The organism is Methanoculleus sediminis (genome assembly GCF_001017125.1).
Lineage (GTDB): Archaea > Halobacteriota > Methanomicrobia > Methanomicrobiales > Methanoculleaceae > Methanoculleus > Methanoculleus sediminis.
Genome location: NZ_JXOJ01000001.1, coordinates 238,197 through 253,727 on the forward strand (window position 1 = coordinate 238,197; position 15,531 = coordinate 253,727).

The window sequence follows — 15,531 nt, forward strand, 5'->3', positions numbered from 1 at the left end:
TTTCAATATTTATTTGCGATCGAATCAGGATTCCCAGGCAACAATACCCGCAAGATATTCGCTCAATACCATCCGAACCAAAAATCCGCCCTCACATTGTTTCGCTGTATAACGGTAGCGATCGGATTGAACGACAATCCAATCCCCTTCTTGTTCGAAATGGCCGAGCTTCGATCCGACTTCGCGGAGAAACCCTCTCGTGCCGATCTCCGAAAAGACCATCCTCCCCCGCGGCACTCCATTTTCGAATTCTTTCCGCTCATCATCCGGCATGCATGTCAGCGGAGCGGCGATTACATGATCGGGTTCGTCGAACATGGGAACGAACTCGTAGGCTATGTGACCATGTGCAAGTTTGATCAACACGTTCAGGACGCGATCCATCTCCGGTTTCCACGTCGAATAACCTTCTTCGTCCCTACTCTGGGAAGCAACAATCCTGGCTCGCAGAGAGGGGTTTTTGCTGAGAATGCGCTTGATTTTCGGTCGTCGAAGATCTTCTATTTCGCAGGTGCCGCATGTGACGCACTCAACGAAGCAAGCAAGATATTGCTCATCCAACGAGAAGTCGTGGTTGCACTTCGAGCATGCACCTACGACCGGCAATCCTGGCGGAAAAGGCTCGTCCAGCAATACTTTCGAGGGGACATGATCGCGGGTGTCAGGTGCCTCTCCACAGTAGGCGCATATGACAGTAAGGCGGTCGTCCATGAAGAGTTTTCGTGGATCCATAGGATGATGAAGTTAGGGTTTTTGGTGTCCATAAATTAGATTGCCCGAAAAGCGACGCTATTCCTATTGCCGTGAAAAGCATCGTGTTGCCTAGAACTAGAATGGAAATCAGACATATATCACTGATACATTTATATGCCTATCATAATTCAACGATACGTATCACTGATAATTATAAATGGGTGTCATAATATAGTGATAACCGTGACTCCGATTGATCAATCCCCGGAAGTCGTCGCGTTCATCCGGGAAGCGCTCGGCCTCTCGCCCGACGCAAGAGCCGACGATGTTGCAGCTCTATATCAATCAATGGAGACGGAGCTGCCGTTGCAGCCGGATATCGTATTCAAAGAAGATGAGCGGCTCTACTTCGTCGAGGTAAAATTGAACGTCACGTCGATCGACACGATTGCCAGAATGCAACTCTTACGGGAGCTCTGGCACCGGAGGGAACCCGGCCGACCACCAGTCGAGCTGGTTCTCGCCGCCAGAACCATCCGCCCACGGGAAGAGCAACTCGCACGGGAACTCGGCATCAGGGTGATAAAACTCCCCCGGACACTCGGTCCGCCCCTTCAATCCGAGTTCAAGCCGTCGAAGAGCAGGATCACTTCCGAAAAATCCTGGAAGATCGTCTCCCGCCTGCTCAAAGAGAAGAGCACATCCATCCGGCAACTGGCACTGAAGGAAGGTGTCTCCTACGGCTGGGCGCACAAAACCGTCGAGATGCTCATAAGCCAGAACATCGCGAAGAAGAACGACAGCTACGTCCAGATTAGCGATGTGAAGAAACTCCTGAACGGCATCGCCTGGGAGCGGCCGATGAAGAACATGAGCATCGCGGAGATCCCGACCTCCTTCAGCGATTCGATACCGGCGGCGAGGGACATCACCTCCATGCTCTCCGACCAGAATGTGCCGTTCGCCTTTACGGGCTACACGGCCGGCGGGCTCTATACGGGATACGCAGTTCGCCAGGATGCGATCTACCTCTACCTCGACAGGAAAAACCTCAATCTCTTCAGCGAGCTCTTCAAAGCACCCTTTAACAAGTCAAACCGGAACTGCATACGGGCGTGGATCTACGCGCCGGACAGGGACATCTTTACCGACACGCAGCAGAAAGAGGGCATCACTGTCGTATCTCCTGCACAGACTCTGCTCGACCTTGCAGGATTCGGGTACAGCGCAATGGATCTCACGAAAGCGCTGGTGAACATATATGACGCTCTATAACCCGGGCCAGGAAGTCATCGAGCTCTCCCTCGCCGAGCTCCGGGAGATCGTCGCCTGGGTCAACGAACGCGAAGAGGATTCACCCACTCCAACGACGATCCTTATCGGAGGATGGGCTGTCGATGCATACAACCCGTACGTCGGTTCCGTCGACATCGACCTTGTCACCAACAGCAGAACCCGCCGAAGCCTGATGCATCATCTGGTTCATCACGGAGGGTTTCGTTACAGGCGATACACTCACCATACGACCGTTGAGAAGGGATCCGGTGCGGAAACCGTCACACTCGACTTTTACTCAAGAGAGCGGGCGAACCCATTCGAGGGCGGGCGGGGAGAACTTGCATTTGACTTTCTCGATGATCATACGACCGTCATGCCCGTCAGAGGCAACATCCGGGTGGCCGTGCCGACACGCGGGGCACTCCTGATCATGAAGTTGAAAGCCGTATGGGACCGCTCATTCCGCTACGAACTGGGACGATCGCCCGATCCCGAGTGGGAGTATTCGAAACTCGTCAAAGACAATGCAGACGTTCTGGCTCTGCTTGACCCTGAGCACGGCGGGCATGATCTCGATCTCGAACTCCTCGGCGAGATGCTGAACAGCCATCCATTCCTGAGGGAATGCATCGAGAGGCTGCCGGATTCGAGCGATGCCCGGGAGAAATACGAGCGGATGGATGAGAGATCCATTCGACGGGTCTGTGAGGATTTCTTATCGGTGTTGTGAAAAGGTGCGCTCAATAAGGCGGATTTATTCCTCGAAAAGGTGCGAGAACAATTGGGGGAGTGTATTTCACCCTCACCTCGCGGAGAGCGCCTCGCTCTGCGAGAGGGTTTCTTCCTCCTCGACCTCTTCCATCGAGAGCGCGAGCCCGCAGTCTTCGAGGAGTTCCTCGATCTTCTCGAAGGTCTCGATATCAAGAACGACCCTGATCTTTCTGTCGTTGTCGGTTACGATGTATTGCCGCTTGATATTGATCACCGCTCACCACCTCCTGCCGCTCTCTCGCCTGTACGGGTATCCTGGGAGAACTTAACGATAAATGTTGAGGTGTTCCAGTGCTCTGCCGCATCCGGCCGGACAGGGCGAAAGAGAGTGACACCTGAAATCTGCCAAAAATGAGAACTTCGCCTTCCTACACATCATACCGGGCTTTTTTAGAACAGCCAGTTCCAGATTCTCATCTTATAGTGCCTATTTATGCTGATATTGGGATCCCCGTCGAGCATCTTGCTCACCCTCACCTTCATCTTGTAGCCTTTTTTGATCTTCAGGAATGTCTTGCTGAATAACGTGTTGGGAGACATTACCTGGTTGAGGTAACCGTACTGCTCCTTTATCGATTCCAGTTTCAAGGCGGCCATAGTCTCGTCGCAATCTTTTGCTCCCGAATCCGTGAACGTATGGCAATCCCTTATGAAGTCCGTAAGGATCTTCACTCCCTGCTCATTCTTGTTCATCGTCTCGGTCAGGTTCAGTATCCTGTCGGAGAATGAGATGACAAATATCAGGAAACCCAGAAATGCAATCACGTTTCTCGTGTCCTGCTGAGCGTGGAAGGGCAGCGATAACGAAATCAGAATTGTAGGATCCGCAATACTTAAAAAGGCAATAGACGCCGAGAAGAAGAGAATGGAAAGTGATAGTCCGCTGGAGATCCATTTATATTTTCTGTGCTGATATGCACAGATTTCCCTGATCAACCCGGCCTTGTCCGCTAACTTGTTAATCTCGTTAACGCAGTCCTCTACTGTTTTCTCACCCATTGGAGTCCCTCACAATTAGTAATTCATGAAATGTGTTCCAGCTTGTTTTTGAGTGCACTCTGTCCCGGATCAACGTAAAGGGGCGTAACGGTAAAGCCTGCCGACAAAAAATGGTAAAAACAAGCGGCGGAATCAATACCTCCGCTGAAGAGAAGCAGGCACCGTGTTGACATTGTTGAACCATCTAAAGAAATTAATTGATTGGATATATTCGTTTCGAAACTTCTTTTTTTCCAGATCGTCCAGAAAACGATTATCTGTTGTATTAAGGCAGAAAGGATTCATCCTCAAATAACAGGCAATCCGGAAAAGCGGATGACATCCCCTCTTTCGAAACAGCAAACGGCATCGGCGCCCCGCCGCCCGGGTGCGATCCTCCGGCAGGACCCGGACATCGAAAGTGATTAATCCATGACGGCACCTGACACGGCGCTCACAACATGGAGAGTGCAAGATGTCCGAGAGATGGAAGGGCACGGTCAATCTCGATATCCGGGATTCGGTGCCTGATTGGGATCCCTACCTGCAGCCGCAGGCACCGGCGGATGCCCCCAACATCCTGATGATCGTCTGGGACGACGTCGGCTACGGGGCCATGGACGTATTCGGCGGCCCTATCGAGACACCCACAATGCAGCGTATCGCCGACATGGGCATACGCTACAGCAACTTCCATACCACGGCGCTCTGTTCGCCCACCCGGTCGAGTCTGCTCACCGGGCGCAACGCAACCAGCAACAACATGGCCTGCATCACCGAGGCGTCCGCCGGTTTTCCGGGGCTGTCCGCCCGCATTCCGTTTGAGAACGGGTTCATCTCGGAGGTGCTCAACGAGCGGGGCTGGAACACCTACGCCATCGGCAAGTGGCACCTGACCCCGGGAGAGGAGACCGACATGTCCTCGTGGAAGGGCCGCTGGCCGCTCGGGCGGGGGTTCGAGCGCTACTACGGATTTCTGGGCGGAGAGACCAACCAGTGGTACCCCGATATCGTCTACGACAACCACCCCATGGACCAGCCCTACCGCCCGGACGAGGGCTACCATTTCTCCAGGGATATCGCCGATCGGGCGATCGAGTTCGTCCGCGACTCGAAGATGATCGCCCCCGAAAAGCCCTGGTTCATGTACTTCTGTCCCGGGTGCGCCCATGCCCCGCACCACGTCTTCAAGGAGTGGGCCGATAGGTACCGGGGCCGGTTCGATGAGGGCTACGAGAAGATACGGGAGCAGATCCTCGAGAACCAGAAGAAGATGGGGCTGCTGCCGGCGAATACCGTTCTATCGCCCATCAACCCTCACGGTGAGCCGGCAACGGCCGGGCCGGACGGTCAGCCGTGGCCGGCTCTCGACTTCGTCCCTCCCTGGGACTCGCTCTCCGAGGACGAAAAGAGGCTCTTTATCCGCATGGCAGAGGTGTTTGCCGGTTTCGTCACCTACACCGATGCCCAGGTAGGGCGGATCCTCGACTATCTCGAGGAGTCGGGGCAGCTCGAGAACACCATCATCGTCGTTGTATCCGACAACGGCGCGAGCGCCGAAGGCGGGCCCAGCGGCTCCTTCAACGAGAACAAGTTCTTCAACAACGTCCCCGACACGGTCGAGGCGAACCTGCCGCATATCGACGAGCTCGGCGGCCCCGGGGCATACAACCATTACTGCACCGGCTGGGCGTGGGCGTTCGACACCCCGTTCCCGTACTGGAAGCGGTTTGCCGGATACGAGGGCGGCATTGCGGACATGTGCCTGGTTGCGTGGCCCCGCGGCATCAGCGCCCGCGGAGGGATACGCCACCAGTACGTCCACGCCGTGGACATTGTCCCGACGCTCTACGACCTGCTGGGGATCGAACCGCCGAAGGTATTGAAGGGCTATACCCAGAACCCGATCGAGGGGGAGAGCTTCAGGGCCAGTCTTGATAATCCCGATGCGCCCGGCCGGGAGACCCAGTTCTACGCCATGCTCGGCCAGAGGGCGATCTACCACCAGGGGTGGCTGGCAAACACCGTCCATCCGCCCCTCTCCGGCTGGGGCAACTACGCACACGACGTCTGGGAGCTCTACAACCTGGAGGAGGATCGGGCCCAGGTGCGGAACCTTGCAGACGAGAAGAAAGACATGCTTGAGCTCCTCAAGGGGCTCTGGTTCTACTATGCAGGGGTCTACAACGGTATGCCGCTTGATGACCGCAGCGCACTGGAACTCATTTCGACGCCGCGCCCCCAGCCATCCAGGCCCAGGAACCGTTACGTCTACTATCCGGGTACCGCCGAGGTCCCCGAGTCGGTGGCGGTCAGTGTCAGGGGGCGGTCGTATGCAATCGCGGCCGGCGCCGTCATCGACGGGCCGGAGGCGCAGGGGGTGCTCTTCGCCCACGGGGGCGTCGGCGGCGGGCATAGCCTCTACATCGCCGATGGGCGGCTTCACTACGTCTACAACTGGCTCGGGGACGCGATCCAGAAGATCTCCTCAAGCAGCACCGTGCCCGCCGGCCGGCACGTCTTCACAGCGGAGTTCGCAATGGATGGCGCCGATCCCGATACCGGGAGCGCCGTCGGCACCCTCGCCCTCTACATAGACATGAAGAAGGTGGGCGAGGGACGAATCCGGACCCAGCCCGGATTTTTCGCCCTCACCGGCGACGGTCTCTGCGTCGGCCGGGACAGCGGGTCGCCGGTATCGCCGGACTACTCCGCACCCTTCGCCTTTACGGGCGGGACCATCGACCGGGTGGTGATCGATGTCAGCGGCGAGCATTACGTCGACCACGAGAAGGAAGTGGCTGCCTGGATCATGAGAGATTAGCCTCTGATCCAGAACCCATCACCATTTCAGGGCGCTGTTCGCCTTCCGCAGCACTTCTTGTACTTCAGCCCGCTCCCGCAGGGGCAGGGTTCGTTTCGCCCCACCTTTGCCGCCGTCCTGCCGGTCTCCTTCCTCTCTGCCGCGAGTATCGGCATCACCTCGTCCGCGGGTCGCCCCTGCCGAAGCAGGTCGGCCATCATCCGCATCGGGCGGTCGGCATGGGAGAAGAACGCTTTATACCCCTCGCAGAGGTAGTTCAGTCCAGCTTCGCCGTCCGGCGCCTCGATGAACCGGTTCTTCGGGCACTCCCCGTTGCAGACGGCGAGGAACCCGCATTCCCGGCAGTACCTGGGGAGCGTATCGCGCTTGGCCGTCCCGAACCTCCGCTGCTTCTCCGAGCCGACGAGTTCGACCAGCGGCGTCGTGAGGATGTTGCCGAGGAGGTGGTCCGGTTCGACGAAGTGGTCGCAGGAGTAGAGGTCCCCGTTATGCTCGAGCGCCACGCCGAGGCCGCATGTGGGCCCGAAGACGCAGGCCGTCCCCGCTCTACCCAGCCATCCCGCAAGCGCCCAGTCGAAGTTCAGGACAAACATCCGGCCGACGTCTCCTCCGATCCACTCATCGAAGACCTCGATCAGGAACCGTCCCCACTGCTCCGGCCGGACGGATCGATCGGTGACCCTATTCCCCTCCTGAAATCCGGTCTCGCTCTCCCGCTCGACGATGGGAATGAACTGGATATACGGCGCACCGAGCTCGTCGCGGAAGAACCGGTAGACCTGCAGGGGATGATCGGCGTTTGTGCCGTTGACCGCACAGAGGATGTTGAAGTCAACCCGGTGCTTCTGGAGCAGGCGGGCGGCTTTGAGGACCCGGTCGAACGTGCCGCGGCCCCGCCGGTCTCTCCGGTAGACGTCGTGGAGTCTCCCGGGGCCGTCCATGGAGAGACCGACCAGAAAATTGCTGTCGCGGAAGAACCGGCACCAGTCGTCGTCGAGGAGGATGCCGTTTGTCTGGAAGGTGTTCTCGATACGGGTTTTAGGCTTTGCATACTTCTTCTGCACTTCCACTGCTCGCCTGAAGAAGTCCAGCCCCATCAGGGTCGGCTCTCCCCCCTGCCAGGCGATCGTCACATGGGGCACGCGATGCCCTGCGATGGTCTGGCGGATGTACTCCTCCATCACCTCGTCGGTCATCCGGAAGTTGCTCTCCTGGTATAGCGCTTCCTTCTTTCTGAAGAAGCAGTAGGCACAGTCGAGATTGCACCGTGCGCCGGTCGGTTTCGCCATGACGTGGAAGGCGAGGGCTGCCTCGCCATCAGGCCTGCGCATCAAGCCACCCCGTACTCATACCTACCTCCGGGCAGAACGACTGCTCGGGACCGGGTGCTGAGGAAGGTCATATTAAACTATCGTGATGCTTAACACAGGGCAGCAGGGCCGGCGTTCCGGGATGTTGAGCACAAGCGCCCTTTACCCGCGAAATGAGCGTGCAAAATGCGCTTCTGCTTGAGATAAGAGAAGGGGAGGCACTGCCTCCATACCTGCCCCCCGGTCATCCCGGCATCCGGAGAGCAAAGACGATCGCCGCGATTCCGCCGATGATGGCAAGCACTGCAATGAGCAGCACAAAGGCCAGCGCCGCGATGAACGGGTGTACGACCAGGATCAGCCCGAAGATGATGCTTATGATGCCGAGGATCGCCGTCCCCCAGCCCTCGCCGGAGAATCCCTGCACCAGGTAGATTGCCCCGATGACGAGCCCTTCCACCCCGATGACGATGGCGTAGATCGTCGGGATGAGGACGGCGCTGTAGAGCGGATAGATGAGCACGATCACTCCCGCGAGGATGCCGAGGATGCCGACCAGCATCTTCCAGCCCCATCCGGTTTTATCCCTGGAGAGGCTGAGGAGCACGACGACGCCGTTCGCCAGCCAGTAGATGCCGAGGACGGTGGCGAGGAACGTCAGTGTCGGGATGGGGTAGACGAAGAAGAGAACGCCGAAGAGGATCGCGACGATCCCGAGGAGCAGCACGAACCAGCGTGCCGAGCCCGCCGCGCCGCCCGTCTCCGGGAAGCCGGCGCCGGATTCAATACCGTTGGTCATAAGAGCACCATACGCCGTATCCCCGGGCAGTATATAAGCGTATACGCTTCATGCCGGGAGACCCCGGCCTGCCTCTCACCCGCCTGCGGCCTCCCGGAGCGTGAACAAAAACGCCGCTCCCTCCTCCGGACGGCCCGATACCTGCATGAAGTTCAAACCAAAAGCAGGCAGAACGAAGCACGGAGCCGAAAACGGAACTTCAAATCCTGAACGCCATCGTCCTTGCGGTGATTGACGGACAGTGCACCGTATGAAGATGCATGTACGCGGTGCAGATAGGCACGTCCGTTGCTGTATCCCGAACGTTACCGGTATACGTTTGCCCATTGATACGGCAATTGCACTGCCGGCACCATGCAGATGCTCTTCACAGCATATTTCCCTCATGAACGACAGAGTTGCTGAATATCCTGAATCTCGGAGAGATACCCATGGGAGATCCGATCAGACTGGGAATCATCATCTGCGACCGCTACCGGACCTGTGCCGGGGGCAAGTGCCTGCGGGCACTGCGCGACCGCGAAGGCGCTTTTGAGCGCTACAAAGGGAAAGACGTCGAGCTTGTCGGGTTTGCAACCTGCAACGGCTGTCCCGGCGGGAACATCGAGTACGTCCCGCAGGAGATGAAGAACAACGGTGCCGAGGTCGTGCACCTCGCCACCGGCATGGTTGTCGGGTATCCCCCCTGTCCACGGATCGCGTACTTTTCCCGGTTCATCAGGGAAAAATACGACATGGACGTGGTCGTGGGGACCCACCCTATCCCGGAGAAGTACTTCACCACGCACACGAATCTCGGCTCCTGGGACTCGGCACTCTGGAAAGACCTGATTGCCCCCACCCTCGCCGATGAAAAAACCCGGTTGTCCTACGATTAACCCACTGTCCCGGTGGTGCATCAGTGGAGGCCACGGTACTCTTTTCCCGTGCCCGCGCAGACCCTCTTCAGGTATTGCGTGGCACGGATCGGCCCGCGGGCCGGGTTCTTCTTTCGTGAGAAAACGATCCGTATGGCGCGTGCCGGAGGGCTCGAACCCGCCGGATGCCGGGGTCGATGACGGCGGACCCCTTTGAGCCGGCCTGCTGTATGAGCGCCCCTCTCACCTCTTCACCGAGTATACCAGGTGCACCGTCCCCTGCTCCATCGGCACGGCCTTCCGGAGTTCGAGCGCCGTCCGCCCCCCGGCCCGGCCGAAGAGTTTCTTCTCCCCCTCGCCGACGATGACCGGATGGACGATCAGGCTGATCGTATCCGCGATCCCCTCCCGGATCAGGACGTCGTTCAAGTCCGGGCCGGTATCGGAGACCACCCGCGAGATCCCGAACCGCTCCCCGAGTTCCCGTATGGCGCCCTTGAGGTCCACCCGGCTCCCGCCGCGCCGGATGAACGGGTACTCCCGCTCGCGGAGGTAGTCGAGGTAATCCTCCGGCGTTGTCTCCGAGACGAGGACGACGACGTCTTTCGTGTGCTCCATATTCCGGTAGAAGTGGAGCAGGTTTTTGAGCACGCCCCTGCTGTCGACGATGACGCAGACAGGGCGGGGGTCGTCCGGCCGGACCCCGGGCCGGTGCCGGTCAGCCTCCGCTTCGGGCTCGCCGATGTCCATGAACATCTCGATCCCGGTCTTCGCCGTGGCCGAACCCGCGAGCACCGCCCCCGGCTCGAAGGCCAGGAGCGCGCCGTAGTGCAGCCCGAGATCGACCTCGAAGCCCGTCACCGCGTGGTCGAGACTCACGCTGTTGTGGATGATGACTTCCGGATCCATGCGGGGAGATACGTCTGTTCGGGATATAACATGCGCGAATCCCTCCCCGGACGGCCCCGGCCTGACCGGTTCTCCGTCGGCCCCGGCCTAACCGGAAGAGAAAACCCTATCCCTCTCCCTGCCGAGAACTTCCTGCCGGAGGATGCCCGATGGAGATCCCGCAGGATATCTTTGACCGTATGGCAGGCAGCATGACCGACCGCGAGTCGCTCCTCTCGCCCCGGGCGACCCGGAACGCCGATTACCTCAGGCGGTCCGGCCGCAAACCCGAGGACCCGGTCATCCGGCCGCCGTTCTTCCGGGACGCCGACCGGATCGTCCACTCGAAGGCCTACTCGCGCTACATCGACAAGACCCAGGTCTTCTACCTGGTCGAGAACGACCATATCACCCACCGCGTCCTCCACGTCCAGCTCGTCTCGAAGATCGCACGGACGATCGGACGAGCCCTCGGCTTGAATGAGGATCTGATCGAGGCGATCGCCCTCGGCCACGATATCGGGCACGTGCCCTACGGCCATCTCGGGGAGAAGTTCCTCGACGAACTCTGCACCGAACACGGTATCGGGGGTTTCCGGCACAACGTCCAGAGCGTCCGGTTCCTCGACGTCGTCGAGGACTGCGACCTCACGCTGCAGGTGCTGGACGGGATTCTCTGCCACAACGGCGAGGTCCACGACCAGACCCTCACGGTGGAGGGCGAGGCCGACTGGGACTCGTTTGCGGAGAAACTGGAGCGGATCGAGGACGGAGCCGACGCCCTCCCGCTCACCCCCGAGGGATGCGTCGTCCGGTGCGCCGACAGCGTCTCCTACCTCGGCCGCGACCTGGCGGACGCTCTCGAGGTCGAGGTCATCGATGAACGGGATCTCGATGACTTCCCCGAGAACTGCATGGCCCTCTTCGGTATTGCCGGGCGAAAGAAGGAAGATTTCTCGGAAGTTAATCGGAGAGTGCTCGACGTCCTGATCCGCGACATCATCGCCGGGAGCTACGATGCCGACTGCATCGCCTTCTCCGCCGAGGCGTCGGCGTGCGTCGCGGCCTTCAAAGAGTTCAACATGCAGCACATCTACGGAAACGAGAGACTCATAGAGAACCAGAAGAAGATCCGGTTCATGTTCCGGTATCTCTTCGACCGCATCCTTGAAGATATCGAGAACGGCCGGAGAGACTCGCCGGTCTACGAAGACCTGATCGACGCGGCCTGGGCATCCCGTGCATATCTTGGTGCCGCGGCGCCGGAGGAACTCGCGAGGGATTTCATCGCCGGGATGACCGATCGCTACTTCGAATGGGTCTTCCAGCGGAGCATCCTTCCCGAGAGAATCCGGTCGAGGTACCGGGGGTGGTGAACCCCCGCACGGCCTATGAAAGGGGCGACTTCCGGTATCTTCCAGATCCGGCCGGAGATTCCACGTCAGGCCGATTGATGTAACCCGAGGAATTGTATATATTTATATGGCCCTTCCGGTCAATGCATATTGATGAGCAAGCAGATCCTTATTCTCGGTCTGGCTGCGGTGCTCGTCCTGACAGCCGGTTGCATGGGGCTTGGCGGTCCCAGCCCCAAAGTCGTGGAGGACTCCCTGACCAAGGACGTCAGCCTCTCCAAAGGCCTCGTGTACAACGTGAACGCGGTGATACAGAACGACGGGGCCGACGGCGACGTCACCGTGACGATGAAACTGATCGATGAGGAGAAGGGTTTCGTCCGGGACGAGGTCTCGACGGTGATCTCCATCCCCTCGGGGGAGACAAAGAAGGTCAGCCTCACGCTGGACGGAGACGTCGGCAGGACGTACCGGCACAGTGTTGAGGTGAGTTAGGCGGAGGGCGTTTCTTCTGGATCGGGTTTCCAGCCCTGATTAAGGGGGTTTAGACCCCTTCTTCGACCCGATACGACATGGTCGACACATACCAGTGTCATTTTTTTAACCCCTCCCCCAAATGGGATGTATGGAACTGTCCCCAGGGATCTACGAGCAGGTCATTAGTGAATACCTTGCATCGAAACTCTCCGGTCCGGAAAAGGAAGGGAGAGTCTTTAAAGACCCTCTTGCGCGCTTCGATCCCCAGACCGTTCTCTCCCGATACCTCGGAAAGATTATCAGAACTGCTCTTTTGACTGCCGATGAGGCAGGAGCCTCGCTTGAAGAGCAGGTCCTGATCTGCAACCGCCTCATCGAACGCCTCGGTGCTGAACTACGGGATAAGACGCTTGAACAGTGTAAGATCACGCCCGAAGCAAAGGTCTTGCTCGCCCTTGTAGAGTGCAATCACCTCTCTGCACTTAAGGTTGCTGCCCCCACCCGTCCCGAGACCTCTATCGCGCAGAGCAGTCTATTCACCGGGTCTCCCGGGGAGCCCGGGCTCGTGGATGAACTCCGGAAGGAGATCCGGACCGCCGATCGTGTCGACCTCCTGGTATCGTTCATCAAGTGGAGCGGGCTCCGCCTGATTCTCGACGATTTAAAAGAATTCGTCAGGCATGGTCAGCTTCGAGTGATCACGACCTCGTACACCGGGGCAACCGATATCAAGGCGGTCGAGACCCTTGCAGACCTCCGGAACACCACCGTCCGGATATCTTACGATACCGACAGAACCCGGCTTCACGCGAAGACCTACACGTTCCACAGGAACAACGGCTTTTCCACGTCCTATATCGGGTCATCTAACCTCTCGAACCCCGCGATAACGAGCGGTCTTGAGTGGAATGTCAAGGTTACCGAGCAGGACTCATATGATATCATACAGAGGATCGAGAAGACGTTTGAGACCTACTGGAAAGACCCGGAGTTCATCGAATATACTTCGGAGAGTCGGGAGCGGTTGCAGCGTGCTCTCTCGAAGGAGAGACGGAGCGAGATAGACTTCCGCCCGGTCTTCGATATCAGGCCCTACTATTACCAGAAAGAGATCCTCGAGCGGCTGAAGGCGGAACGGGAACTGCATAACAACTACAGGAATCTCATAGTCGCCGCCACCGGGACGGGGAAGACGGTCATATCTGCGTTTGATTACAAGAGTCTCGTCCAGAGGCCGGGGGAATATCCCCGTCTGCTCTTCGTTGCTCACCGTGAGGAAATTCTGAAACAGAGCCTCCAGGTTTTCCGAGGGATTCTCAAAGACCAGAACTTCGGGGATCTCCTGGTCGGAGGGAACGAGCCTGCGCAGATCGCGCATCTGTTCACCTCAATCCAGAGTCTGAACAGTAGAAATCTCCCGAAGATCACACCTCCGAACTATTACGACATGATCATCGTCGACGAGTTCCATCATGCCGCTGCGCCCTCATACCAGAAGCTGCTCACATACTACACCCCGAAGGTCCTTCTCGGACTCACCGCGACACCGGAACGCATGGATAATCTTGACATCCTCGAGTATTTCAATGAAAAGATCTCTGCTGAGATCCGGCTTCCTGAGGCAATCAACCGGAAACTGCTCGCCCCATTCCATTACTTCGGCGTCACCGATGTTGTCGACCTCGATACCGTGCCCTGGAAACGGGGAACTTACGACCCTGCCGAGCTCTCCAGGGTCTACACAGGGAACCAGCAGCGGGCGGACCTGATCATCAGGGCTGTACAGGACTACACGACCGATCCCCACGACATCACCGGGCTCGGGTTCTGCGTCTCCGTTGAGCACGCTGAATATATGGCTGCAGCGTTCCAAGAGGCGGGTATCCCTGCGGCCTGCCTTCATAGTGGGAGTTCACGGGAAGAGCGTTCCACCATCCAGAAGCGGCTGATCGATAAGGAGATCCACTTCATCTTCGTCGTCGATCTCTACAACGAAGGCGTTGATATTCCCGAGGTGAACACCATCCTCTTCCTGCGTCCCACCGAGAGCCTCACGGTCTTTATCCAGCAGTTTGGGCGGGGGCTCCGTCTCTCGGACGGGAAGGAGTGCCTGACGGTCCTTGACTTTGTTGGCCATCATAACAAAAACTTCCCGTTCGGTGAGAGGATTTCAGCACTTCTCTCTCCTGGCGGGAAAACCCTGGTAGAACAGGTCTCTCGTGACTCCTATTCGCTTCCGAAGGGCTGTTATATCCACTTCGAGGAGAAGGCCAAGGAGAGGGTTCTTGCAAATATCAGGGCAAACATCACGAATAGGGCCACGCTCATCCGCAAGATCCGTTCGTTTGAAGATGAGACCGGCGAACACCTTACATTCAAGAGATTCCTCCAGCGTTACAGCCTGCAGCCTCTCGATATTTACCGGAAGGGCACGTTCTGTTCGTTGGCCGCAGAGGCGGGCATATACCCGGAGACCTACACGGATGAACACCTCTTCCCCAGGAGCGCCGCAATCAGGCTGGCGACACTGAATTCCCCGGAAGTTATCCGCCTCATCAGGGCCGCGCTCTCCGACCCCTGCCATTACTCACCGGCGGCCCTCTCGGACCGCGAGAAGAGCATGCTGGCACTCTTCTACTACTCGCTCAATGATGTGTCTCTTCGTGACGAGAATATGGGTGTTGAAGAGATTTTCTCCGATATCTTCGCATATGATGAAATCCGGCGCGAGATCTGCGACCTTTTGGAGTACAACGGAGCACATATCGAGTTCCTACCAAAATCTGTCGACCTTGGTTTCGAGAACGCCCTCGAACTCCACTCTACGTACACCCGGGCTCAGGCTTTTGCAGCACTCGGTCATTATACCCTTACCCGAAAACCGGCAGGGGGCAGTCGGGAGGGAGTTGTGTACCTGGAGGATAAAAAGGCCGATGTGTTCCTAGTCACCCTGAATAAGACCGAAGAACACTACTCGCCCACAACGATGTACAAAGACTACGCGGTCAACGAGACCCTCTTCCACTGGCAGTCCCAGAGCACCACTTCGGCATCTTCGCCGACCGGCCGGCGCTACATCGAGCATGAACGCCGGGGGAGCAAGGTCCTCCTCTTCGTCCGCGAGTACAACAGGGTCGACGGCGTCACGCAACCGTATCTCTTCCTCGGCACCGCCCGGTACATCTCCCACGAGGGGAGCCGGCCGATGAGCATCACCTGGGAACTCGATCACCCGATGCCGCCGGGCTTCTTCCTGAGAGCGAACAAGATGGTGGTTGGATAACAGCCCGCCGAAACATAC

Annotated in this window: 13 protein-coding genes; 7 read left to right on the forward strand and 6 right to left on the reverse strand. The window is 58.2% G+C overall.

Annotated features, from left to right (window positions below; translation table 11 throughout):
- Window positions 1-24: 24 nt before the first annotated feature.
- On the reverse strand, window positions 25-711 hold the full coding sequence (locus tag SZ63_RS12865; protein WP_162199189.1) for a hypothetical protein: 687 nt from the start codon (window positions 709-711) through the stop codon (window positions 25-27).
- A 225-nt stretch (window positions 712-936) separates the two neighbouring features.
- Between SZ63_RS12865 and SZ63_RS01200 the strand changes: the two genes are divergently transcribed.
- Together SZ63_RS01200 and SZ63_RS01205 are read left to right on the forward strand one after the other, a co-directional pair.
- Window positions 937-1,968 carry a hypothetical protein gene (locus SZ63_RS01200; protein ID WP_241481214.1) on the forward strand — a complete coding sequence of 344 codons (1,032 nt, stop codon included), beginning with the start codon at window positions 937-939 and terminating at the stop codon, window positions 1,966-1,968.
- Window positions 1,955-2,701, forward strand: a complete 747-nt coding sequence (locus SZ63_RS01205; protein WP_048179822.1) for a hypothetical protein — start codon at window positions 1,955-1,957, stop codon at window positions 2,699-2,701. Before SZ63_RS01200 ends, SZ63_RS01205 begins: the two co-directional genes overlap by 14 nt.
- Window positions 2,702-2,773: 72 nt before the next feature.
- Here the strand turns inward: SZ63_RS01205 and SZ63_RS01210 are convergent, their stop codons facing one another.
- Together SZ63_RS01210 and SZ63_RS01215 are read right to left on the reverse strand one after the other, a co-directional pair.
- Window positions 2,774-2,956 carry a hypothetical protein gene (locus tag SZ63_RS01210; RefSeq protein WP_048179825.1) on the reverse strand — a complete coding sequence of 61 codons (183 nt, stop codon included), beginning with the start codon at window positions 2,954-2,956 and terminating at the stop codon, window positions 2,774-2,776.
- A 176-nt stretch (window positions 2,957-3,132) separates the two neighbouring features.
- Window positions 3,133-3,741 carry a hypothetical protein gene (locus SZ63_RS01215; protein ID WP_048179826.1) on the reverse strand — a complete coding sequence of 203 codons (609 nt, stop codon included), beginning with the start codon at window positions 3,739-3,741 and terminating at the stop codon, window positions 3,133-3,135.
- A gap of 454 nt (window positions 3,742-4,195) precedes the next feature.
- Here SZ63_RS01215 and SZ63_RS01220 point away from each other — a divergent pair, with 454 nt between their 5' ends.
- On the forward strand, window positions 4,196-6,544 hold the full coding sequence (locus tag SZ63_RS01220) for an arylsulfatase (RefSeq protein WP_048179829.1): 2,349 nt from the start codon (window positions 4,196-4,198) through the stop codon (window positions 6,542-6,544).
- Window positions 6,545-6,570: 26 nt separating this feature from the next.
- Here the strand turns inward: SZ63_RS01220 and SZ63_RS01225 are convergent, their stop codons facing one another.
- The gene (locus SZ63_RS01225) at window positions 6,571-7,875 is read right to left on the reverse strand and encodes an anaerobic sulfatase maturase (RefSeq protein ID WP_048179834.1); all 1,305 of its coding nucleotides are present in this window, start codon (window positions 7,873-7,875) and stop codon (window positions 6,571-6,573) included.
- 223 nt (window positions 7,876-8,098) lie between these two features.
- Window positions 8,099-8,653, reverse strand: a complete 555-nt coding sequence (locus SZ63_RS01230) for an HdeD family acid-resistance protein (protein WP_048179836.1) — start codon at window positions 8,651-8,653, stop codon at window positions 8,099-8,101.
- A gap of 431 nt (window positions 8,654-9,084) precedes the next feature.
- On the opposite strand from SZ63_RS01230, the gene SZ63_RS01235 reads away from it, so the two are divergent.
- Window positions 9,085-9,531 (forward strand): CGGC domain-containing protein, encoded by a 447-nt coding sequence (locus SZ63_RS01235; protein ID WP_048180760.1) that lies wholly within the window; start codon window positions 9,085-9,087, stop codon window positions 9,529-9,531.
- Window positions 9,532-9,753: 222 nt separating this feature from the next.
- Here SZ63_RS01235 and SZ63_RS01240 read toward each other — a convergent pair whose 3' ends face one another.
- Entirely contained in the window at window positions 9,754-10,419 is a 666-nt protein-coding gene (locus SZ63_RS01240; protein ID WP_048179839.1) for a dihydrofolate reductase family protein, read from the reverse strand.
- 149 nt (window positions 10,420-10,568) lie between these two features.
- Here SZ63_RS01240 and SZ63_RS01245 point away from each other — a divergent pair, with 149 nt between their 5' ends.
- The 3 genes from SZ63_RS01245 (at window position 10,569) to SZ63_RS01255 (ending at window position 15,513) form a co-directional block, all read left to right on the forward strand.
- Window positions 10,569-11,774 (forward strand): deoxyguanosinetriphosphate triphosphohydrolase family protein, encoded by a 1,206-nt coding sequence (locus SZ63_RS01245; RefSeq protein WP_048179842.1) that lies wholly within the window; start codon window positions 10,569-10,571, stop codon window positions 11,772-11,774.
- A 132-nt stretch (window positions 11,775-11,906) separates the two neighbouring features.
- Window positions 11,907-12,248 (forward strand): hypothetical protein, encoded by a 342-nt coding sequence (locus tag SZ63_RS01250; protein WP_048179845.1) that lies wholly within the window; start codon window positions 11,907-11,909, stop codon window positions 12,246-12,248.
- 130 nt (window positions 12,249-12,378) lie between these two features.
- Window positions 12,379-15,513 (forward strand): DEAD/DEAH box helicase, encoded by a 3,135-nt coding sequence (locus tag SZ63_RS01255; RefSeq protein WP_048179848.1) that lies wholly within the window; start codon window positions 12,379-12,381, stop codon window positions 15,511-15,513.
- The last annotated feature ends 18 nt before the right edge of the window (window positions 15,514-15,531 follow it).

Bases quoted from the DNA above. Each gene is read 5' to 3' on its own strand.
- SZ63_RS12865 (WP_162199189.1), bottom strand. From the start codon at position 711: ATGGACGACCGCCTTACTGTCATATGCGCCTACTGTGGAGAGGCACCT.
- SZ63_RS01205 (WP_048179822.1), top strand. From the start codon at position 1,955: ATGACGCTCTATAACCCGGGCCAGGAAGTCATCGAGCTCTCCCTCGCC.
- SZ63_RS01215 (WP_048179826.1), bottom strand. From the start codon at position 3,741: ATGGGTGAGAAAACAGTAGAGGACTGCGTTAACGAGATTAACAAGTTA.
- SZ63_RS01220 (WP_048179829.1), top strand. From the start codon at position 4,196: ATGTCCGAGAGATGGAAGGGCACGGTCAATCTCGATATCCGGGATTCG.
- SZ63_RS01225 (WP_048179834.1), bottom strand. From the start codon at position 7,875: ATGCGCAGGCCTGATGGCGAGGCAGCCCTCGCCTTCCACGTCATGGCG.
- SZ63_RS01230 (WP_048179836.1), bottom strand. From the start codon at position 8,653: ATGACCAACGGTATTGAATCCGGCGCCGGCTTCCCGGAGACGGGCGGC.
- SZ63_RS01235 (WP_048180760.1), top strand. From the start codon at position 9,085: ATGGGAGATCCGATCAGACTGGGAATCATCATCTGCGACCGCTACCGG.
- SZ63_RS01240 (WP_048179839.1), bottom strand. From the start codon at position 10,419: ATGGATCCGGAAGTCATCATCCACAACAGCGTGAGTCTCGACCACGCG.
- SZ63_RS01245 (WP_048179842.1), top strand. From the start codon at position 10,569: ATGGAGATCCCGCAGGATATCTTTGACCGTATGGCAGGCAGCATGACC.
- SZ63_RS01250 (WP_048179845.1), top strand. From the start codon at position 11,907: ATGAGCAAGCAGATCCTTATTCTCGGTCTGGCTGCGGTGCTCGTCCTG.
- SZ63_RS01255 (WP_048179848.1), top strand. From the start codon at position 12,379: ATGGAACTGTCCCCAGGGATCTACGAGCAGGTCATTAGTGAATACCTT.